We start from the raw sequence: 19,792 nt of genomic DNA, 5'->3' as shown, positions 1-19,792 counted from the left end.
TTTGCGTACTCTAGCGAATCAAGGACAGCGGAATCAACACGCTGGAAGATATGAACGGCGCAACCATCTGTGTGCAGACCGGTACCACGACTGAGTTGAACCTGGCCGACCAATTCCGCGCCCGTGGTCTGACCTTCACGCCGGTCGTCTTCCCCGACGGTGACTCGACACGCGCCGCCTACGACGCCGGTCAGTGTGATGGCTTCACCACCGACAAATCGGGGTTGATCTCGAGCTTAACCCTGCTCTCCAACCCGGCCGACCACAAGATTCTCGAAGTCACGATGTCGAAAGAGCCACTTGGGCCGGCGGTGAAACAGGGTGATCCGCAGTGGTTCGATGCAGTACGCTGGATTGTCTTCGCTACCTTCCAAGCCGAAGAGTACGGAATTACGTCGCAGAACGTGAACGAGTTCTTGAACAGTGACGTGCCTGAGATTCGTCGCTTCCTCGGGATTGAAGGCGATCTCGCGGCCGGTATCGGATTGCCCAATGATTTTGCGGTGCGTATTATCCGTCACGTCGGTAACTATGCGGAGATTTATAACCGCAACCTTGGCCCCGATACCCCCTTCAACCTGCCTCGTGGTTTGAATGCGCTGTATACTGACGGTGGTCTGCTCTACTCGCCACCCTTCCGCTAAGCGCTGATCAGGTCTGGTAGAGACGTTGCCCGGCAACGTCTCTACCACGAATTGGCCGGTGGTAAGCTCATTATTCGATGATAAGGAGTAACGCATGGCCGTTGGTTCGCCGCCACTTCCCTCTGGTAAAGTTAACATCCCCTTTTACCGCGATACGCGCATTATTGCGATCATTGTGCAGGTTGTGTTTGCGATTGCGGTCGTTGCTCTGCTGTGGTACCTCTACTCGAATATGATGAATGGATTGCGGCAGGCGAATCTGTTGCCGACGTTTGCCTTCTTGTCGGTACCGGCCGGTTTTCCGATTTCAGAAAGCGTGATCGAGTACGATCCTTCCAAGACGTATGGGCAAGCGTTTATCGTTGGTATTCTGAATACGATTCGAGTGGCCGGGATCGGAATTATCCTGGCTACTTTGCTGGGATTGATACTCGGTATTGCTCGCCTGTCCGATAATTGGTTGTTACGAAACGTAGCGTTGGTGTATGTCGAAATTGTGCGAAATATTCCGTTACTTTTGCAACTCATTTTCTGGTTTTCGCTTACCCGTCTCTTTCCCCGCATCCAAGAGAGTATCGAGGTCGGTGGTCTCATGTTTCTGCACAACCGCGGGGTTACTCTGGCATGGCCACAGACTGCCAACGACTTTGATAAGTGGATGTGGTGGGTATACGGTGGGATAGTCATCGGGATTATCTTCTATGTGGTACGGCGTATTCAGTTCGCCCGTCGTGACCGACCCGGCGTTGCGTTACCTTACGCCATCCTTATCGCGTTTGCGATAGCACTCGTCGGCTTTTTGCTCTCGTATGTCCTGTACGGTGCATGGCCGGTAAGCCTCTCGATCCCTGAGCGGCAACGATTTAACTTCGTCGGTGGAATTACCGTTACCAACAGCTTTGCTGCGCTATTGGTAGGGTTGGTCATCTACACCGCCGTCTTTATCGGTGAAATTGTGCGCAGCGGTATTCTGGCGGTGAGTAAGGGTCAGCGTGAAGCGGCTCGTGCCCTCGGTCTTACACCCGCCCAGACAATGCGGCTCGTGATTTTGCCGCAGGCACTGCGGGTGATCATTCCACCACTGACCAGCCAGTACCTGAACCTGACCAAGAATAGTAGTCTGGCGATTGCCGTCGCGTATCCCGATCTCTTCTACGTAGCAAATACGATCAATAACCAGACCGGGCAAGCAGTGCCTGTCATCCTGATGTTGATGGCCAGCTATCTCTCGGTCAGTTTGCTGACCTCGCTGTTTATGAATTGGTACAACCGCCGCATTCAGCTCGTCGAGCGCTAAGGAGACGCCAGTGGCTACCGATGTTAGTCGCCCAACTTCACGCCGCGCCCCACGCCAGCAGCTCGGTCTGGTTGAATGGCTGCGCAAAAACCTCTTTTCGACGTGGTATAACGTGATCATTACCCTGGTACTGCTGTACGTGATCGTACAAGCCGTCACGAGCTTTGTGTCGTGGATGATCACTGCGCCCGGTTGGCCGGCGGCGTTTACCAATATCAAGCTGCTTCTGACGTGGACGTATCCGGTCGATCAACTCTGGCGTCCCCAAGCGGCGATGGGGCTGGTATTGCTGTTGTTCGGTTTGAGTGCCGGTGTATGGGGTGGGATTGTGCGGACAGTCGCGATGGGGGCGGCGCTTGTCTGTGTTGTTATCGGTATTGCTGCCTTTACCTTCCCCGATTTACCCGACCAAACCTCGTTGCCCGGCTGGTTGTTCTTGTTTCTCTGCGCTGTCCTATTGGTTGGTGGCGATCAAGGGGCACGCCGGATCAGGGCTACGCTGCGCTGGCCGTTGATCATCGCGTGGATTTTGTCCTATCCGGCGGTGATTCTCATCTTACGCGGCGGTTTGGGTCTACCAATTGTCGAAACGAAGCTGTGGGGTGGGCTGATGCTGACCCTCCTGTTGGCAATCAGCGGTATTGTCCTCTCCTTCCCACTCGGTGTGTTGCTGGCTTTGGGTCGGCGCAGCTCACTACCGGTTATCCGCACATTCTGCGTGCTCTATATCGAACTGATTCGTGGTGTGCCGTTAGTGACGGTGCTCTTTATGGGCGCTTTGCTGCTGCCACTCTTTCTCCCCGGTGGTGAGAGCATCGATGCGCTGGTGCGAGCTACGGTGGCCGTCACCCTGTTCAGCGCAGCATACCTTGCCGAAAATGTGCGTGGCGGTCTCCAAGCTATTCCGCGTGGCCAAGTCGAAGCTGCCCGCGCATTGGGTTTGAATGTGGTGCAGACGACCTTGCTCATTACGCTACCGCAAGCACTACGGGCAGTGGTGCCGGTGCTCGTTGGGCAGTTTATCGCTCTTTTCAAAGACACCTCATTGGTCGTTATTATCGGCTTGGTTGACCTGCTCGGTGCCGCGCAGAATATCGTTGGTCAACCACAGTGGCTTGGTACCCCCGGTGGTGTGTGGCGTGAGACGTTTCTCGTCATTGCCGCAGTCTATTGGCTCTTTAGCTTCACGATGTCGCGGGTGAGTAAGCAAATCGAAGACCAGATTGCGCGTAGCCGGCATTGAGCACGTGAGACTGAGCACGTAAGGTTGGTCGTCACGATGGACATCTTCGATCGTGTGAAAGGTATATCCCTATGAGTGGTAATGGGAATAGTGAATATATCATCATCTGCGAGAACGTAAATAAATGGTACGGCGATTTTCATGCACTGAAGGATGTGAGCTTACGGGTCAAACGTGGTGAAGTTGTTGTAATTTGTGGACCATCAGGTAGCGGTAAGAGTACCTTCATTCGTACCATTAATCGGCTTGAAGAACACCAAGAAGGTCGGATTATCGTTGATGGCATCGAGATGACTAATGATATTCGCAATATCGATGCTATTCGTCGGGAAGTAGGAATGGTCTTCCAGCAGTTTAATCTCTTCCCGCACCTCACCGTGATGCAGAATATTACCCTCGCCCCGATTTGGGTGCGCAAGAAAACCCGCAAAGAGGCCGAGGCAAAGGCGTTGGAACTGCTCGAACGGGTGGGGATCAAAGAACAAGCCCACAAGTACCCCGGCCAGCTTTCGGGTGGTCAGCAGCAGCGGGTGGCCATTGCGCGCGCATTAGCGATGGAGCCACGCATTATGCTGTTTGATGAACCAACCTCGGCGCTTGACCCGGAAATGGTCAAAGAGGTGCTTGATGTTATGAAGACACTGGCCCGTAGCGGTATGACAATGCTCTGCGTTACGCACGAGATGGGGTTTGCCCGCGAAGTGGCCGACCGGATCATCTTCATGGATCAGGGCCAAATCGTCGAAGAGGGTACCCCTGACCAGTTCTTTACTAATCCACGTAATGAGCGCACGAAGCTCTTCCTCAGCCAGATTTTGTAAAGGTGTGGTGGCGTTAAGCCTCTCCGTCCTCTTCATCGGCCGTATTTTCGCGGCGGCGAGCAATTGCCGCCGCGTAGATTGCCTCAATCGCAAGTGCTGCTCGTTCCCACGATAGTTCAGCCACCGCTCGTGCGCGCGCTCCGGCGGCACGCTCGGCGGCTAGCTCGCGGTTGGTAAGGGCCAGCTCCAACTGCGCCGCAAAATCTTCGGTACTACCGCGTTTGGCGTAGAACCCATACGGCCCTAGAATCTCACGATTGACCGGCGTGTCAAATGCTACTGTCGGTAGCCCCATCGCCATGTAGTTGCCGATTTTGCCGTTCCCTTCGGTCAGACTCATCTTTGGGGCGACGGCTACTTCGCCCAACGCTAAATAACTGTGCAGATCGCGGTAGATGATTCGCCCCGGCAACGTGACCCGATCGGCAATGCCCAGGCTCGCCGCGAGGTTACGGTAGCTTTGTGGGTCAGGATGGCCCATGATCAGAAAATGAAGATCATCGTATTTTTGACACAAACTCCGGGCAACTTCGAGCAATAAGTTGGTACCCTGATAGGGCGCGAGCAAGCCGATGTAGACAACGATCCGCCGGTCAGGCGGAATGCCGAGTTGTGCGCGTAATTCAGCGCGCTGGGCAGCCCACGCCGGTGAACCGTCGTAGGGCCGGAATCGTTCGGTGTCCACCCCATCGGTTATTGTAAAAAGGCGGTCTTCCGGTACCGACCCATCGCGCCGCAACAGATTCGCAGCGTTGTGCGTAGAAGTCATCACTGCATCGGCCGAACGATTCAGCATTCGTTCGAGCCGCGTCAGTGGAATAAAGAGCGGGTTCGTCTGCCGAATAAAGCCGTGGTCGAGCATTTCGCTCGTCATACTGCCCTGATAGTCGAGGATAAGCGGTCGGCGGAGCAGCCTCTGCAACGGTAGCCCGATGGCTGCGGCTTCGTGGGTATGGGCATGGATAATGTCGGGGCGGAGTGCAAGGGCGGTACGGAGGACACGCCAGCCCAATCCGACATCAAGGTACAGTTTATGACGCGAAGAACCGACCACGGCACGTTTGATCCACGGTACATCCCACGAGCGATAGATAGTAATGCCGGGAATATCATCACCGTTGTGGTAGGTGACCAGGACAATCCGATGTCCACGCCGTTGTAATGCGCGAATCTCTTCGAGAATACGAACATGATTACCGTAGTCGGAAAAGAAGCTGGTCGAGGCTATCATCAAAATGGTGTACGGCATAGCAGTCTGTGCGTTAACCGCGCGATGCAGCAGAGATGGCGGGGTCGGTGCTGCGTTGCACAACGAGGTGCAATGGTGGCTCACCTGGCAGTTGCGCGCCGGCTAGAATCGCTTCATAATGCAATTCAGGGTATGGTAATCCCAGGCGGGTGATCCAATCCTCTGGTAACAGATCGGGGTCGAAGGTAAGATGAACCACGCCACGTTCACCGTAAAACATCGTTTCAACCGCTTCAAAACGCTCTTCAATAACCGTGGAGCCGTCATAGAGACCACGTGCCCAACTGACACCGTTACCGCCAACTTCGATCCAGACACTACGGGTGTTGAGGAGAGCAGCCAGGGTGCGGGCGAGCGTGCGATCGGCGAAGTAACGCGGATCTTCCCAGATCGTCACCCATCCTTGGGCAGGTGGCGCAATGAAGAAGTGGCGCAAGGGCTTGTCGGGTATCATGATCAGGCCGCTGATAGCGTGCGGCGGTTGATCAACGGCGGTATAGCCCTGCTCAAGGAGAATTGCCAGCAGAGTCGCTGCTACGCTCTGGTGGCTCGCATGAGCAACGTAAATGGCGGCGCTGTTGTTCATCATCGGCGCTATTGTATGCCAGCCGCTAGTTATGTGCAAGTGGAGTTTGTGATGAATTTCGCCGAACTACGTAAGGAGTATACGCAACGAGGTTTACTCGAATCTGAAGCCGATCTCGATCCGATTGTGCAGTTCACACGCTGGTTAGACGAAGCGGTAGCTGTCGGCTTGATCGAGCCAAATGCGATGACATTGGCAACGATTGATCCTGATGGTCGACCCTCGGCGCGGATGGTCTTGCTGAAAGGAATTGATGAACGTGGGTTCGTCTTCTTTACGAATTATCAGAGTCGGAAAGGACAGGCCTTGGCCGTGCATCCGGCCGTTGCGCTGGTCTTCTATTGGCCGGAACTCGAACGGCAAGTACGGGTCGAAGGCTTCGCCGAGCCGATCAGCGCCGAAGAATCGGATGCCTATTACGCGAGTCGACCGCTTGAGAGTCGGATTGGAGCGTGGGCTTCACCGCAAAGCCAGCCGATTGCGAACCGGGCCGAACTCGAACGGCGTGTTGCTGAGATGGCCGAACGCTTCGCCGATAACCCACCACCACGCCCACCATTTTGGGGCGGGTATCGAGTGGTACCGGATCGGATCGAGTTCTGGCAGGGGCGGCCATCTCGTCTCCACGACCGATTACGTTACACGCGCACAGCCAATGGTTGGCAGCGTGAGCGGTTAGCCCCTTGAGCGTGTCGTAGATAGAGGTATCGATCAAAATTTGGTAAAATTGGATCGTTGCCCTTCCTGCTTGTATCGTTTATAATGGCGACAACGATTACCCGATCGTGATCGGGCAGTCTCCCGGCCCTTTGTGTTTCTTCTCATACTAAAGGTGGCCGGTTATGTGGAGGAGGATCGCACGCATGTTTGGTTCTAATCGCAAATCCGCCCAACCGCAACCAGTGGTCAATGGCCGAGCAGAAACCGTGATCGGGGCCAATACGCGCTTTGTGGGTACCTTGAATGCCGAAGGGAATGTCCGCATCGATGGTGCGGTGGAAGGCGATATCGAGGTCGTCGGTAATCTGATCATTGGCGAGACGGGTCGGGTGATTGCGACGATCAAGGCACGGAATGTGCATGTCTCAGGTGCCGTTAAGGGGCAGATTACGGCACTTGAACAACTGGAGATCTCACCTACCGGTAAGGTTTGGGGCGACATCACGACTGCGGCGCTACATATTGAGCCAGGTGGTTTGTTCCGTGGTCAAAGCTCGATGACGACCAATATCGAAGAACCACTCCTACTGGAAGCACCCCGTTCATCATCAGAGGCGTGAACGGCACGAGCCGAGCATGCCGTCGCAGCTTGTGCGCGACTGGAAGCACCCCGTTCATCATCAGAAGCGTGAACGGTCTTGTGTTCGATCACCGATGAGCTTGTCTCTTAGGTCAGGCTTCCTACTGGGAAGCTACTTCTAATTCATTATGCCACGGCACCGCCATTCCTCGCTGCCAACCAATATGACGACACGCCTCCGGCGAAGCTGGGCGATGCTGCGTGGTCGATCACGACGTTGGCTGGCAGCGACGTTCCCCGGTGGTGGGCGTACCGTGATCTCATTAGCGGTGATCGCGCTGCTGATACTCTTCGCCGGTGGGATTGCGGTCAATTTAGTCAACCAATTGATCATCGCCCGCCACCTTGAACGTGAGTTAGCCGCAGCTCACAGCGAAGTGAGTGCGTTGCAGGCGACAACACAAGCTTTAGCAGCTCGCCTTGAGTATGAGCGTTCCGATGCTGCTACCGAGGCTTGGGCGCGCGATTTAGGGTTGGTTCGTGATGGCGACATTGTTATTGTCCCTGAGCGGGTGCCGTCGGCCATCCCGCAGCCTCCGCCCACGACACCGGTGCCTTCACCGTTGCCTACTCCACCGCCGAACTGGCAACGTTGGTGGCATGCGTTTTTTCCCTAAGCAGTGTGCTTATCGGGCTGTTTCCTCCCCTAGCTCTGCAAGTTGGTTGAGTAACATCATCTCAAGAACTCCGATCTGGGTACTGTTGGCAATGGCAATCGCTTGCCACAGGAGCCGGCGGGCCATCTGCCGATCACCCCGATGGAGGCATAGCAACGCTTGTGTGTGCAAACCCAGCACTTGTCCGTATCGGTCACCGAGCGAGCGCGCAATATGGAGCGCTTGCTGAAGTTGATGCTCGCTTTCGCTGTTTGGATTGTCGGCGAATTGGATACGACATAATCCGATAATGGCTCGGTTTTCGGTAAGCCAATCGTTGGTCACACGGGCAATCGCAACGGCTCGCGCCAAGCGACGTTGGGCCTGGCGCAAGTTACCAAGCTCGATCAGGATCCAACCTTGCAGTTCGTAACTCTGAGCCAGTAGCGCACGTGGTGAGAGGAGTCTGTTCAGTTCATTTTTTGCGGTAGTTTGACGTAATATGTTAGTAAACAGACGGTTGATGCCGTGAAGATGGGTAAGTACTTGATGCTGCTGTCCGTTGAAGGTGAAGTATTGGGCCTTGATCAACTCGATACACGCTTGTAAGAAGCGACTTACAACAGGCGACTGCTGCCCAAGCTGTGCGACCTGTGCTTGGGCAGAGGCTGTGTGGGTGTCGAAGAGTTCAAACTGCCCACTGATAAAGGTATGGTGAAGTTGCATTACCGCCACGATGGCTTGAAACGTTGGTTGATGATACGCACCGAAGAGGTCTTGAATCTGCGCAATATCCTCTGCCTGATGAAGATGGTTACCAATCCGATAGTTGAGGATGATCCGAAGAACGAGTAATTCGACACGTTGATCAACGTGGCCTGTTAGCCTGAGGCCGTGCTCAATGTAATGAAAGGCGCTACTGAACAACGATTGGCTAGTCGCGATCAAGGCCGCACGTCGGCAATATTCCATCGCTATTGACGCTTGTTCGGCGCGCAACGCATGCGCGATGATCACATCGTAGACCGCCAGTGGCGCTTCCCAACGTTCTAGCTCAGCCTGGTAGTTGGTGAGATACCACTGATAGACGGCTTGGTGCAGGTCGCGGCGTTGCCCGAAAAGGAGGCTGGTATATGCCACTTCGTGAGCGAAACCAAAGGTGAAACGGTAGACCGGCTCTGGATCGGTCATTTCCGTCTCAATTAATTGATAGTTCAGCAAAATGTCGATGTCTTGGCGTAATTCTGCCTCACTCAGATGAGCCGGATGGATATGGTGAAGTAATCGTAACGGAAAGCTGCGGCCGATCACTGCCGCAACTTTGAGGGTTAAGCTCGTCCGCTCTTCCATCTGATCGATCCGCGCCTGCACGATTCCCACCGCCGAACTTGAAAGCTGGACGTGTGGGGGCGAACCGAGCAAGTGCGCAGTGTCACCTTCAATCCTGATCAACCTTTTTTCTAATAACGAACGAACGTATTCTTTGATGAAGAGCGGTTGTCCGCCGGCATACCGTTCGAGATATTGCAACAAGCGTGCATCCACGGTGGTAACACCGATCAGCTCGCAGACGAGCTGAGTTCGGTCAGCACTGGCCAATCGTTCAAGTATCCGATGGATGCTAAACGGATAGTGCTGTAACTGTTGCATCAATGGTGCAAGATGGTTTGGGAGCGGTCGATATGAAACAACCACCAAGAGGGGGTATTGCGGGAGGAGGGCTTCGACCACTTCTTGGAGCAGGAGCAACGTTTCCCTATCGGCCCAATGTACATCTTCAAGTATGAGCAAAACCGGTTCATATTTCAGCCGTTGTAAGAGGAGTTCGATGACTAACGGTGCCAGATCAAGTGGTTGGAGCGGTGCTAAACATCCTTCAATGTCGAGGAGGTGGGCAAGGGCTGCTACCTGATGCGATGCTGCGAATGGCAGTTTGGCCAAGACTTGTTGAAACCGAGCGCGACGTACTGGCGTCGGCTCACTATCGTCGATCCCGCACAGTTCACCGAGTATTGTCCGCCACGGATACAATGTTCGTTCTCTGGTCCCGATCCGACATTCGCCACGCAGACCCATATAGCCGCGTTTGAGCCACTCGATCCCGATGTAGTGAAGCAAGCTCGATTTGCCGATCCCCGTCTCCCCCTCGATCAACAGGAGCTTACCTTGCTGTCCGGCATCTTCTACCAGTTGATCAATGAGTTGGCGTTCTTGCTCGCGTCCGATCAACGTCACGTGATCGGGTAATGCGGCCCGCAGCGCGTGCGAGTCATGATCATCGGTATGGATCCGTTCGATGAGTACGCTCGCGACAGGAATGAGCTGCTCATACCCCTTGATCATCATGAGTTGTGGTACGCTTGTACGGTATCGCCCAAGTACGTCTTGGCGGACACGGCCTGAGATGAGGATTTCGCCATCGGTAGCCTGTTTCATGAGATGCGCCGCTAAATTCATATCTTCACCTTGGGCAGTATAGACACGGCGCAAGCGACCCCCAACTTCACCAACAAAGAGTGAGCCGACCGAGATGCCGGCCTTCCGAATAACACCGCGATCGCGCAGCTCGAGCGCACAGCCGATAGCCCGGCTGGTATCATCGCCGTGTGCTACCGGTGCCCCGAATAAGAAAACCAGTACCGCACCCTTGTTTCCGATTTCGATTTCGTTGAGCCATCCTCCCCATCGCATTGCAATCGCTTGGGCTTGGGTCACGAGCGGTTGGAGATCCATTGGGTTAGCAGGGAGATCGAAGGCGGCAAATACTGGTACACAGCGACGGTATTCGGCTACGAGCGTGTTTAAGCGTAGACGGCGGGCGAAGCTCGGTGGCAAAAAATGTTCCCATGTGAGTACCGGTGCGTCAAGTGGCGATTGATACGGAGGTGTCGGTTTGTAAACCGAATTCGTCAACAGGAGTTGCACTTGCCCGGGTTGGGCGTGTTGTTCGGCGAAACTAGCAGCATAGATTGGTGTACCCATTAACACTGGATGAATGCCTTGGTTTGGAATGCCGGCCAGCAGGAGATGCACCTGACCCGCACTCACCCCAACGCGCAGCTCAAATGAGTACGGGCCGAATGGAGTTGGGATAGGGTTCAGTGCAGCGATGGCATTGTGCAATGCATAACCACAATGAATGGCGAGTGTCGGATCGGCTATACTGGGCCACCACGCGCTCAGCGCATCACCGGCAATATGGATTACATCACCGCCGTTGGCAGTGATTGTCGCAATCATAGTTTCGAAATAATCGCGCAGAATGCTATGGAGCCGCTCGGCACCATCGGCTAAGGTGGCAAAAGCGGCAGTTAAGCGGGTGAAACCGCTCAGATCGGCGTAGAGAATACTCGCTTGATATGTCCCTATTTGACCGGCCCGGAGTAACCCGGCATCGAGTGCATCACGGAGAGCGGCAGGCACGTAGGGTCGAAAAAGTTGGTTTGAGGCTTGCTGATTCATTGGTATGGACTTGGTGACCGTTTGTTTGCCTTCTATTGTACTCTGACTCTGCTGAAAAGAGTGGTATACTAACAGACGCATTGTTGCGCCTATCCCTCGCCACGTGCGCGTCGTACAGATATTCGGTTCGCTCTCTTTTTTATCTATTGGTCAACATGAAAGGTTGTCTGTGAGCCCTGAACGTTTACAGAAAGTATTGGCTAGTGCTGGGATCGCGTCGCGGCGCGATTGTGAAGAACTCATTGCTGCTGGTCGAGTGACGGTAAATGGCCGAGTCGTGACTGTACCCGGTACGCGCGTCGATCTTGAGCATGATGAAATTTTGGTTGATGGTCAACCGCTGCGGATACCGGCTAAGCGTACCTATATTATGCTGCACAAGCCGGCAGGGGTAGTTTCAACAGCGGAAGATACCCATGGTCGTCCCACAGTTGTCGAACTGGTCGATGTCCCGGCACGTGTTTTTCCGGTAGGACGGCTTGATCTGGATAGCGAAGGATTGATCTTGCTGACCGATGATGGCGAGTTGGCCTATGCCCTTACGCATCCGAGTTTTGAGGTCGAGAAAGAGTACCGGGTATTACTTGATCGAGCATTAACGCCCGATGCATTGCGGAGTTGGCGTAATGGTGTGCTGCTCGAAGGTGAGATGACCGCACCGGCATGGGTTGAATTGCTTGAGACAACTCCTGAAGGTGTGTGGGTGCGGATTGTGTTGCGAGAGGGGCGCAAACGCCAAATCCGCGTTGTCGCCAAGTTGTTAGGCTATGAAGTGCGTCGTCTGATTCGGGTGCGCGAAGGTCCGCTACAGCTCGGTGATTTGCCGCCACGTGCGTGGCGTCATTTGACCGATGAAGAAGTAGCTGCACTTCGCGCACATGTTTCGGTGCGCCGATCGTTAGCGGATGCGCCAACCAGGCCGACCGACGTAGTGAAGTCTCGCGCTCTTGATGAAAAATCTCACCATGCCGGAGCCTCAGCGCCGGTAACGCGGCAGCGATCTGAGCAAAGCGAGCGTCGAATCGCTGACCGTTCGCCTCGGACACAACGTGACGAACGTTTTGCAGAAGGTTCAATGCGGGGCGAGCGGGACACCCGTGCAGGTCGGGCGCCGCGTGGCCGGCAGGACAGCCGCGGTGAGGCCGGTCGTGGGGCGTGGGGCGAGCGGGACGCACGCACAGGTCGGGCGCCGCGTGGCCGGCAGGATGAGGGGAGCCGCGGTGAGGCCGGTCGTGGGGCGTGGGGCGAGCGGGACGCACGCACAGGTCGGGTGCCGCGTGGCCGGCAGGATGAGGGGAGCCGCGGTGAGGCCGGTCGTGGGGCGTGGGGCGAGCGGGACGCCCGTGCAGGTCGGGCGCCGCGTGGCCGGAGCAGTACCGAACGAAATCTGCGACATCGGGACCACGAAGGGCGACCACACCAAGAGCGGGCGTCAAAATCTGAACACCGCTCGCCAACGTCACACCATGATCCGACCAACACATCGGTGGAACGCACGAATCGTTTTGATCACAAGCCATCCAGTATGCGCCGTTCAGTGCAGGAGACTCGCCGTGATACCGAACAAGAATAACTCTCCATCGACACTACCTACTCTCCTTGTTATTTCGAGCGGAGCGAGCCATCTTCCTAACCTAATTTGTCATGTCAAGCGGAGCGAGCCATCTTCAGCAAGCATAATATCCATCGAAACTACCTATTGCGAATGTATGCGATGAGACTTGACAAGAGTCGAGACAGTGGTATACATGATTAGCGTAGCTTTGTGACAGATCGAACAAGAAAGAAAGGTTTCTCATGAAGACGTTGTTTCGAGTGATGGCTATCGCTGTATTGGCAGTAATGGCAATGGCCCTTGCTGCGTGTGGTGGTGGTAGCAGTGGTGGTTCAACCGGCGGTAGCGCCAGCAGTGGTCCGGTAACGCTCGAGATCGGCTCGAAAGGCGAAGAGTTGGCTTTTGACAAGACGGAACTAACGGTTGCTCCCGGTCAGACCGTGACCCTTCGTTTTAAGAACAACTCGGCGGTGCAGCAGCACAACTGGATCCTAATCAAGGGTGGTGATGCCGAGGCGGCTGCGATTGCAAATGCCGGCCTGAGTGCTGGCCCGGCAGCCAATTATCTGCCGGCAGATAAGAGCAATATTCTGGCCGAGACTCCGCTGGCTAACGGTGGTGAGACGGTAGAAGTTACCTTTACCGCTCCCGCAGCAGGTAGCTATTTGTTCATTTGCACAGTACCCGGTCACTATCCGTTGATGCAGGGTAAGTTGATTGTGAAGTAAGGATGACAAAGGGGGCACGACTAGCATGCCCCCTCATCCATCATCCGGCAAATCCTTCTTAGGCTGGCACTTTATGATGGTTAGGGGAACGGTACAGGCGTATCATTAGATGTAACAGGTGACGCTCGACCTCCATCGCCACGGTACGTTCGGCTGACGATAGAGGAAGACGGTTCAATTCCTCAAAATACCAACGGATCATTGCAGTGGTATGTTCGTAAGATACCCCCCAACGCGGCAAGACCCCTCGTGCCCAGCGTAACTCCGTTTCGGCAATCTCCAGTGCGTCAAACAACAGCATCGCACGGATCAAGTCGCTCAGCGGGCGTACCGCAACCTCGGCCATTCGTTCCACCGGGCCGTAATTCTCTTCGAGACGTAGGGTATGGGTAAGCTCTGGGAAGGCCCGTAATAAACGGGTCGCGACCCGTTCGGCAATGACCTGGCGATGCTCTTCCACGCGACGCGCAAGCTGAGTTGCAGCGACTTCATCCATGGTAGATTATCCCTTCCCACTGAGGTCCTGCTTGATATGTTGTTACGCAGTTGGGGACGTAAATGGTAGTGTAATCGTTTAGTGATGACGGATAGATGAGTAGACTTCACAACGTGCTATCTGCTCCCATTATAGCACGCCGGTCAGGAATGGTACCTGTGCATAAGAGCTGAGTTATTTGGAAATTGGTTGTGCAGACCACTTGATGAAAGGGAGCGGTATTGTCCGGTCAGCTAAAGAGTGACTGAGCCGCCCGGACGATCGCTTTCAAGCGTGGTCGGTGCAACCGTTCAAGTGCTTTGGCTAACGGTACCCACTCGACATCAACAATCTGCTCGTCGCCGCCGCACGGACGGGCACGTCCTTTGTAGGCACGCAGCAAGTAGTAATCAACAATTTTTCGCTGTTCACCCTTGGGTCCGCTGATTACATAATCGACACTTCCGACCACATCGATGACTTCAGCACTCACGTGGGTCTCTTCCCATACTTCGCGCACAATTGCCGTCAGTGGTGGTTCGTTGGGTTTGAGCTTGCCTTTCGGTAGTGACCACCACCCATTACGTTTACGGATGAGCAATATCTCAATGGTGCCATCGGGTTTTGTTCGGTATACGACGGCGCCTACACCTCGAATTGGTAGCATGATCCTCTATCCTGTTAGGTTATTTGATAGGTAATAACAGTCGATTGTTTTGATGTATCATACCGCGTTTCACTATCAGGTATGATTAATAGTTGATCAAGTTGGTTAGAGATAGACACCGTTTCAAAGCTGTGGTGTTATGAGCCGGTTCGATCTGTTACTCTTACTCGAAGTAGGTACAAACTGTAGGGAAGGATGGAATGGGACAGGCTGCTGTTGCACGTCACACCGCAGGTCTGGCACACAGTTACCCTATCGCACACCACAGGGGGGCTGGCATAGGCAGGGGACGGCTTCACCCCACCGCAGGTCTGGCATACAGTTACCCTATCGCACACCACGGTGGGCTGAAGTCAAGCGAGGTTAACGACATAGGTGGAATGAGGATGTGGTGTGCGAGGCAAATACACCTCTCTTACAATACACCATACCACACCGCACTCGAAACATGTTACGTCGGGTTTTGGGCATCGTTTATCCTACCGTTGCAGGTTGTTGACGCAAAAGCGCAACAATATCGTTTTCGATCACCGAAGGTAAATTGGTAGGAGCGTAGCGCCGGTATGGTTTGCCATTTCGATCGACGAGAAACTTGGTGAAATTCCACTTGATTGCCGTACTGCCAAATAAGCCCGGCTGCTGACGCTTGAGATAGGCAAACAAGGGATGCTCATTTGGGCCGTTCACGTCAACTTTTGCGAAAAGCGGGAACGTTACCTGATAGGTTCGTTCGCAGAACTCGGCAATCGCTTCGTTGCTGCCCGGTTCTTGCATAAACTGGTTGCTTGGAAAGCCCAGGACGGCAAACCCTTGATCGCGGTAGCGACGATAGAGCTGTTCTAAACCGACATATTGTGGGCTAAGCCCGCACATACTGGCAACGTTGACGATCAATAGCACTTGCCCGCGATATTCGGAGAGCGGTTGCAGAGTGCCGTCAATGCGTTGAGCGGTAAATTGATAGATCGACATACAAAGACCCTCTAACTACATAGTTCCTGATCATTATGCACTCAGGTATATCCTGGCGCAAGAGCAGAAATAACCAAGATGGATTGCTCACTTGCTATGTCCGGCATTGACACTATTGTCTAAAATGATATAATGTATCAATAATGGTTCCAACCTTTACTTACATCGATAGATCTCTATGCCAATCTACGTCTACGAATGCCCCGAATGCGACATCGAGCTGGAAGAGCTGCGTCCTGCATGGCAAGCCGACATACCGGTTGAATGCCCTATTTGTCACGGATGGTGTACACGGGTCGTCAGCACCTTTCACACACGCCGCCAAGCAGAGCCGGTATACGCTACTCCGGCACAGATCGCGCGGGTTGTCCATGGTCTTGACTGTTCGTGTTGCCGGCCGCGCCGGCGTTCATAATCCATGAAAGGAATGATGGAATGGAAGTGCCTCAGCAACCAATTCCGGTAACCATTCTGACCGGCTTTCTCGGTGCCGGGAAGACGACGTTGCTCAATCGCATCTTGAAAGCCGATCATGGCTTGCGGGTTGCCGTTCTCGTCAACGATTTTGGTTCGATCAATATCGATGCGCAGCTCGTAATTGATGTCGAGAGCGAAACGATCTCCTTGGCGAACGGGTGCATCTGCTGTACGATCCGCGATGATCTACTCCAGACAGCATTTACCTTGTTAGAAAGACCACAGCTGCCAGAGTATCTGATTATTGAGGCAAGTGGCGTAAGTGATCCGTGGGCAATTGCCGATACCTTCCTGCTACCGGAACTACGCGCCTATTTTCGCCTCGATAGCGTGATCACGGTTATTGATGCCGAGTATGTACACCGGCAACCTTCGTATGAGTCGTTGATTGTCGAACAGATCAGCGCTGCTGATATTGTCGTGCTGAACAAAATTGATCTCGTGCCGTCCGATCGGTTAACCGAGCTTGAAGCATGGGTGCGGCGGATTGTCCCACAGGCACGTATTCTGCCGGCGATGTATGCCGATGTACCGCTGCGTTTGCTCTTAGATGTGGGCCGGTTGCAACATCGTATGCCACTCCCGCATCTCGTTGTCGCTGCGGAATCCGACCATCACAACCATGATCATCACGACCACGACCATGATCACGGCTCTGCATTTGCAACGTGGAGCTATGTTGCCGATCAACCTTTTACGCTCCAGGCGTTTCGGCGCGTGATTCTTGACTTACCGCCGGCGATCTTTCGTGCGAAGGGATTAGTCTATCTTGCCGAAGTACCGCAGCGTCGAGCGGTGTTACAATTGGTCGGATCGCGTGTGCAGGTCACGGTTGGTGAGCCATGGGGCAATCAGCCACCGCAGACACAGATGGTCTTTATTGGTTTACCGGGCCAGCTCGATGAAACGACATTGTGTCAGGCATTTGACCGTTGCTTGATCGAGCACGCAGCAGGAGTGACCGAGTCGGTTGCTCTCCAACAAACCTGGCAACGCCCCCAGGTGTCGTCAGCCAACCGCAACGCCGACAGTGATCAATCGTGAATTGAGGCAGTTTTATGTTATACTAAAGCTCTTGTGAGAACCGTCGGTCGTTGCACAGGAAGTCATGTATCGTCAACACTCGTTCTGTTCATTTTGCGGTCATCCGTTCGCCGAGTACCAGCCGTGGCCGCGGATTTGCACCAATTGCGGCAGTACAACCTACCGTAATCCGTTACCGGTTGTGTTGTTATTACAGCCGGTTGATGATGGTCTGCTCTTGATTCGGCGGGCCGCTTACCCACGTCGTGGACAATTGGCATTACCCGGAGGTTTTATCGAGATGGGCGAGCGATGGCAAGAGGCCGCAGCTCGCGAACTGTATGAGGAAGCGGGCGTAGAGGTCGATCCGGCACTGATCGGTGATTTCGCGGCTCGTAGTACCCCCGATGGTTATCTGTTGGTGTTTGGTATCGGGCCACAATTGTCGAGCAAAGATTTACCGGCGTTTTTGCCGAATAGTGAAGCGGTGGAACGGGTCATCATTACCTCACCGGTTGAATTGGCGTTTCCCCTGCACACAGAAATGGTGATACGCTTCTTTACCCAGTTGCGCCAATAGCGCCCACTGATGTAATTTCAGATCAATCCGGCCGTACAGGGGTGTTCCATCGGGTTACTCGTACAGCGATCGCTCCGTCGGGTAGGCTGTCCAGCGGTTATTCCGTCGCTCGTCCCTTGCCTATTCGGTATAATCCGTAACTATGAGTGGGCACTACACGATACCAACTCGAATCAGGCTGACCGAAGCACAGCGTGAACAGCTCTACTGGCTGCTCCGTGAGCGTGGACAAGAGCTTGACGATCTTATGACCGACTTAGTCGCCGATTATCTAGCTGGCCAGTCGTTGCCACCCTCGCCGCCGCCGGTTGATCGACAAGCGACGATTCGTGAACAATTGCGGCTGCGACGGAATCAGTTACGTATGTTACGTAACCATTTGCACGATCCGCATAACCCGCCGCCTGACTGGCTACGCGCGATGGTAGCCGAGCTGGAAGAGGAAATTGCACGCCTCGAAGTTGAGTTGCATCGGGAAGGCTAGCATGACCCGGCAACGGCTTGATACCTTGCTGGTTGAGCGTGGTTTGGCCGAAACGCGCGCCAAAGCACAGGCGCTGATTATGGCTGGTCAGGTGTTGGTAAACGGGCAGGTGCAAACGAAAGCCGGTACCCAAGTTGCCGCCGATGCCCAGATTGAGGTGCGCAGTGGTCTACCCTACGTTAGTCGTGGTGGTTTCAAGTTGGCCCATGCGCTTGACCAATTCGAGCTTGATCCGACCGGTTTGATCGCACTTGACGTTGGCGCATCCACAGGTGGCTTTACCGATGTCTTGTTACAGCGTGGAGCTGCTCAGGTGGTGGCGGTTGATGTTGGCTATGGTATTCTCGACCACCGCTTGCGCAATGATCCGCGGGTGATCGTCCTCGAACGCACCAATATTCGCTACCTGACGGCATTACCCGACAATATGCGCGCGGATTGTGCCGTGATCGATGTTAGTTTCATCTCTCTCCGCCTCGTCTTACCTACCGTACAACGGTTGATCACACCGGAAGCGTGGATTGTGGCGCTGATAAAGCCGCAGTTTGAAGCTGGCCCCCAACTCGTCGGTAAGGGTGGTGTTGTGCGTGACCCGGTAGTGCATGCTCAGGTAATACGCGATGTTGTAGCGTTTGCCGTCACTCAGCAGCTCAACCCGGCCGGTCTGACGCGCTCACCGATCACCGGTCCGGCGGGGAACGTGGAGTTTCTCGTGCTGTTCCATCCCAAGCGGCCACCACTTGCCGGCGAATCGGCAATAGAGCGTGTGTGTTCGCCTGAACCGTCCTCTCGATAGGGGTGATACTCCTTCCCGGTGGCGTGTGCCACGTCTTGTCTACCATTTGCACACCTCTCTTTACTCAGCTTTTACTTTGTGTGAAGAATTCATAACTAGCAATGAAGTGCAAAAATGTTACATTTAAAGCATACGTTGACATCTCAAGCAATGGCGAGTATTCCATGCGAGAAGTAGCGCACGCTTCTGCTATTACCCAAATCGGACCAAACTCGATCATCCAGACCGTCGCTGCGTTGCGGGAGCACTACGGAGTCGAGCAGACAGCGGCCTGGCTACGTCGCACCGGGCGGGTAGATTTGCTTGAACGCATGCCCGATCACATGTTGCCTGAGAGTGATTTTGGCGCCCTGATACACGATCTCCGCGCATGGCTTGGTATGCCGGCAGCAATGCGGGTGCTCGACCGGTCGGGTGAACTGACGGCTCATTACGTTGCAACCAACCGCGTACCGACACCGATTCGGCTGATCTTGCCGCATGTGCCTATCGGTCTTGCCTTGCGCATCTTTCTCCCGGCGATTGCTCAACATGCCTGGACATTTGCGGGCAGTGGGCGGTTTAGTTATTCCTTCAAGCCTTCGTGGCAGTTGACGCTGGCCGATAGCATTGAGTCGCGTGGGGTGCGCGCGAGCAATCCGGTCTGTAGTTACTATCGAGCTGCCTTCGAGGGACTACTGCGCTTGGTTGTGAATGACCGGATCCGCGTTCAAGAAGTTGCGTGTCGAGCAATGGGTGCGCCGCATTGTACGTTTTCTATCACCGTCAATCGGTGATCAAAAGGGAGTTTTGCTTTCCTTTTTTCTCTTGCTTGTAGTTCAGAGTTGGTTGTCAGTA

Annotated in this window: 20 protein-coding genes and 1 pseudogene; 15 read left to right on the top strand and 6 right to left on the bottom strand. The window is 54.4% G+C overall.

Features of this window, described 5'->3' with window-relative positions; translation table 11 throughout:
• Positions 1 to 20: 20 nt before the first annotated feature.
• The 4 genes and pseudogenes from ACP5OT_RS06420 to ACP5OT_RS06405 form a co-directional block, all read left to right on the top strand.
• A pseudogene (locus tag ACP5OT_RS06420) lies at positions 21 to 644 on the top strand (amino acid ABC transporter substrate-binding protein); the annotation flags it as partial.
• Positions 645 to 738: 94 nt separating this feature from the next.
• Positions 739 to 1,941 (top strand): amino acid ABC transporter permease, encoded by a 1,203-nt coding sequence (locus tag ACP5OT_RS06415; RefSeq protein WP_424675978.1) that lies wholly within the window; start codon positions 739 to 741, stop codon positions 1,939 to 1,941.
• A gap of 10 nt (positions 1,942 to 1,951) precedes the next feature.
• Positions 1,952 to 3,184: an amino acid ABC transporter permease gene (locus ACP5OT_RS06410; RefSeq protein WP_424675977.1), complete on the top strand. Its 1,233-nt coding sequence runs from the start codon at positions 1,952 to 1,954 to the stop codon at positions 3,182 to 3,184.
• Positions 3,185 to 3,255: 71 nt separating this feature from the next.
• Positions 3,256 to 4,005 (top strand): amino acid ABC transporter ATP-binding protein, encoded by a 750-nt coding sequence (locus ACP5OT_RS06405; protein ID WP_424675976.1) that lies wholly within the window; start codon positions 3,256 to 3,258, stop codon positions 4,003 to 4,005.
• Between the two features lie 13 nt (positions 4,006 to 4,018).
• Here the strand turns inward: ACP5OT_RS06405 and ACP5OT_RS06400 are convergent, their stop codons facing one another.
• Positions 4,019 to 5,254 carry a glycosyltransferase family 4 protein gene (locus tag ACP5OT_RS06400; protein ID WP_424675975.1) on the bottom strand — a complete coding sequence of 412 codons (1,236 nt, stop codon included), beginning with the start codon at positions 5,252 to 5,254 and terminating at the stop codon, positions 4,019 to 4,021.
• Positions 5,255 to 5,267: 13 nt separating this feature from the next.
• A complete protein-coding gene (locus ACP5OT_RS06395) occupies positions 5,268 to 5,843 on the bottom strand; it encodes a hypothetical protein (RefSeq protein WP_424675974.1) in 576 nt (191 codons plus the stop codon).
• A gap of 48 nt (positions 5,844 to 5,891) precedes the next feature.
• On the opposite strand from ACP5OT_RS06395, the gene pdxH reads away from it, so the two are divergent.
• The 3 genes from pdxH (at position 5,892) to ACP5OT_RS06380 (ending at position 7,757) form a co-directional block, all read left to right on the top strand.
• Entirely contained in the window at positions 5,892 to 6,527 is a 636-nt protein-coding gene (gene pdxH / locus ACP5OT_RS06390) for a pyridoxamine 5'-phosphate oxidase (protein ID WP_424676002.1), read from the top strand.
• Positions 6,528 to 6,703: 176 nt separating this feature from the next.
• A complete protein-coding gene (locus ACP5OT_RS06385; RefSeq protein ID WP_424675973.1) occupies positions 6,704 to 7,120 on the top strand; it encodes a bactofilin family protein in 417 nt (138 codons plus the stop codon).
• Positions 7,121 to 7,304: 184 nt separating this feature from the next.
• Positions 7,305 to 7,757 (top strand): FtsB family cell division protein, encoded by a 453-nt coding sequence (locus tag ACP5OT_RS06380; protein WP_424675972.1) that lies wholly within the window; start codon positions 7,305 to 7,307, stop codon positions 7,755 to 7,757.
• A gap of 9 nt (positions 7,758 to 7,766) precedes the next feature.
• Here the strand turns inward: ACP5OT_RS06380 and ACP5OT_RS06375 are convergent, their stop codons facing one another.
• Positions 7,767 to 11,198 (bottom strand): AAA family ATPase, encoded by a 3,432-nt coding sequence (locus tag ACP5OT_RS06375; RefSeq protein ID WP_424675971.1) that lies wholly within the window; start codon positions 11,196 to 11,198, stop codon positions 7,767 to 7,769.
• Between the two features lie 169 nt (positions 11,199 to 11,367).
• Between ACP5OT_RS06375 and ACP5OT_RS06370 the strand changes: the two genes are divergently transcribed.
• Complete coding sequence (locus ACP5OT_RS06370; protein WP_428131673.1) at positions 11,368 to 12,771, top strand: pseudouridine synthase; 1,404 nt, start codon at positions 11,368 to 11,370, stop codon at positions 12,769 to 12,771.
• A 224-nt stretch (positions 12,772 to 12,995) separates the two neighbouring features.
• On the top strand, positions 12,996 to 13,481 hold the full coding sequence (locus ACP5OT_RS06365) for a plastocyanin/azurin family copper-binding protein (protein WP_424676818.1): 486 nt from the start codon (positions 12,996 to 12,998) through the stop codon (positions 13,479 to 13,481).
• Between the two features lie 58 nt (positions 13,482 to 13,539).
• Here ACP5OT_RS06365 and ACP5OT_RS06360 read toward each other — a convergent pair whose 3' ends face one another.
• The 3 genes from ACP5OT_RS06360 to ACP5OT_RS06350 all read right to left on the bottom strand — a co-directional run bounded on the left by ACP5OT_RS06360 (position 13,540) and on the right by ACP5OT_RS06350 (position 15,595).
• Complete coding sequence (locus ACP5OT_RS06360; RefSeq protein ID WP_428111555.1) at positions 13,540 to 13,977, bottom strand: hypothetical protein; 438 nt, start codon at positions 13,975 to 13,977, stop codon at positions 13,540 to 13,542.
• Positions 13,978 to 14,206: 229 nt separating this feature from the next.
• The gene (locus tag ACP5OT_RS06355) at positions 14,207 to 14,623 is read right to left on the bottom strand and encodes an NUDIX hydrolase (protein ID WP_424676816.1); all 417 of its coding nucleotides are present in this window, start codon (positions 14,621 to 14,623) and stop codon (positions 14,207 to 14,209) included.
• 474 nt (positions 14,624 to 15,097) lie between these two features.
• On the bottom strand, positions 15,098 to 15,595 hold the full coding sequence (locus ACP5OT_RS06350; RefSeq protein ID WP_424676815.1) for a glutathione peroxidase: 498 nt from the start codon (positions 15,593 to 15,595) through the stop codon (positions 15,098 to 15,100).
• 178 nt (positions 15,596 to 15,773) lie between these two features.
• Between ACP5OT_RS06350 and ACP5OT_RS06345 the strand changes: the two genes are divergently transcribed.
• From ACP5OT_RS06345 to bchJ, 6 genes are all read left to right on the top strand, one after another.
• Positions 15,774 to 16,010, top strand: a complete 237-nt coding sequence (locus ACP5OT_RS06345) for an FmdB family zinc ribbon protein (RefSeq protein WP_424676814.1) — start codon at positions 15,774 to 15,776, stop codon at positions 16,008 to 16,010.
• A gap of 20 nt (positions 16,011 to 16,030) precedes the next feature.
• Complete coding sequence (locus tag ACP5OT_RS06340) at positions 16,031 to 17,116, top strand: CobW family GTP-binding protein (RefSeq protein ID WP_424676813.1); 1,086 nt, start codon at positions 16,031 to 16,033, stop codon at positions 17,114 to 17,116.
• A 64-nt stretch (positions 17,117 to 17,180) separates the two neighbouring features.
• On the top strand, positions 17,181 to 17,675 hold the full coding sequence (locus tag ACP5OT_RS06335; RefSeq protein WP_424676812.1) for an NUDIX domain-containing protein: 495 nt from the start codon (positions 17,181 to 17,183) through the stop codon (positions 17,673 to 17,675).
• Positions 17,676 to 17,817: 142 nt separating this feature from the next.
• On the top strand, positions 17,818 to 18,159 hold the full coding sequence (locus ACP5OT_RS06330; protein ID WP_424676811.1) for a hypothetical protein: 342 nt from the start codon (positions 17,818 to 17,820) through the stop codon (positions 18,157 to 18,159).
• Position 18,160: 1 nt separating this feature from the next.
• Positions 18,161 to 18,955 carry a TlyA family RNA methyltransferase gene (locus ACP5OT_RS06325; protein WP_428131670.1) on the top strand — a complete coding sequence of 265 codons (795 nt, stop codon included), beginning with the start codon at positions 18,161 to 18,163 and terminating at the stop codon, positions 18,953 to 18,955.
• A gap of 164 nt (positions 18,956 to 19,119) precedes the next feature.
• Positions 19,120 to 19,731 (top strand): bacteriochlorophyll 4-vinyl reductase, encoded by a 612-nt coding sequence (gene bchJ / locus ACP5OT_RS06320; RefSeq protein WP_428111550.1) that lies wholly within the window; start codon positions 19,120 to 19,122, stop codon positions 19,729 to 19,731.
• Positions 19,732 to 19,792 lie beyond the last annotated feature (61 nt).

Source organism: Chloroflexus sp. (assembly GCF_049970315.1).
Classification (GTDB): domain Bacteria; phylum Chloroflexota; class Chloroflexia; order Chloroflexales; family Chloroflexaceae; genus Chloroflexus.
The sequence above is the reverse complement of the archived record's forward strand: the minus strand, read 5'-3'. Positions and strand labels throughout refer to the sequence as shown.

Bases quoted from the DNA above. Each gene is read 5' to 3' on its own strand.
- ACP5OT_RS06395 (WP_424675974.1), bottom strand. From the start codon at position 5,843: ATGATGAACAACAGCGCCGCCATTTACGTTGCTCATGCGAGCCACCAG.
- ACP5OT_RS06415 (WP_424675978.1), top strand. From the start codon at position 739: ATGGCCGTTGGTTCGCCGCCACTTCCCTCTGGTAAAGTTAACATCCCC.
- ACP5OT_RS06350 (WP_424676815.1), bottom strand. From the start codon at position 15,595: ATGTCGATCTATCAATTTACCGCTCAACGCATTGACGGCACTCTGCAA.
- ACP5OT_RS06340 (WP_424676813.1), top strand. From the start codon at position 16,031: ATGGAAGTGCCTCAGCAACCAATTCCGGTAACCATTCTGACCGGCTTT.
- ACP5OT_RS06385 (WP_424675973.1), top strand. From the start codon at position 6,704: ATGTTTGGTTCTAATCGCAAATCCGCCCAACCGCAACCAGTGGTCAAT.
- ACP5OT_RS06360 (WP_428111555.1), bottom strand. From the start codon at position 13,977: ATGGATGAAGTCGCTGCAACTCAGCTTGCGCGTCGCGTGGAAGAGCAT.
- ACP5OT_RS06405 (WP_424675976.1), top strand. From the start codon at position 3,256: ATGAGTGGTAATGGGAATAGTGAATATATCATCATCTGCGAGAACGTA.
- ACP5OT_RS06375 (WP_424675971.1), bottom strand. From the start codon at position 11,198: ATGAATCAGCAAGCCTCAAACCAACTTTTTCGACCCTACGTGCCTGCC.
- ACP5OT_RS06345 (WP_424676814.1), top strand. From the start codon at position 15,774: ATGCCAATCTACGTCTACGAATGCCCCGAATGCGACATCGAGCTGGAA.
- ACP5OT_RS06380 (WP_424675972.1), top strand. From the start codon at position 7,305: ATGACGACACGCCTCCGGCGAAGCTGGGCGATGCTGCGTGGTCGATCA.
- ACP5OT_RS06365 (WP_424676818.1), top strand. From the start codon at position 12,996: ATGAAGACGTTGTTTCGAGTGATGGCTATCGCTGTATTGGCAGTAATG.
- bchJ (WP_428111550.1), top strand. From the start codon at position 19,120: ATGCGAGAAGTAGCGCACGCTTCTGCTATTACCCAAATCGGACCAAAC.
- ACP5OT_RS06330 (WP_424676811.1), top strand. From the start codon at position 17,818: ATGAGTGGGCACTACACGATACCAACTCGAATCAGGCTGACCGAAGCA.
- ACP5OT_RS06335 (WP_424676812.1), top strand. From the start codon at position 17,181: ATGTATCGTCAACACTCGTTCTGTTCATTTTGCGGTCATCCGTTCGCC.
- ACP5OT_RS06325 (WP_428131670.1), top strand. From the start codon at position 18,161: ATGACCCGGCAACGGCTTGATACCTTGCTGGTTGAGCGTGGTTTGGCC.
- pdxH (WP_424676002.1), top strand. From the start codon at position 5,892: ATGAATTTCGCCGAACTACGTAAGGAGTATACGCAACGAGGTTTACTC.
- ACP5OT_RS06400 (WP_424675975.1), bottom strand. From the start codon at position 5,254: ATGCCGTACACCATTTTGATGATAGCCTCGACCAGCTTCTTTTCCGAC.
- ACP5OT_RS06355 (WP_424676816.1), bottom strand. From the start codon at position 14,623: ATGCTACCAATTCGAGGTGTAGGCGCCGTCGTATACCGAACAAAACCC.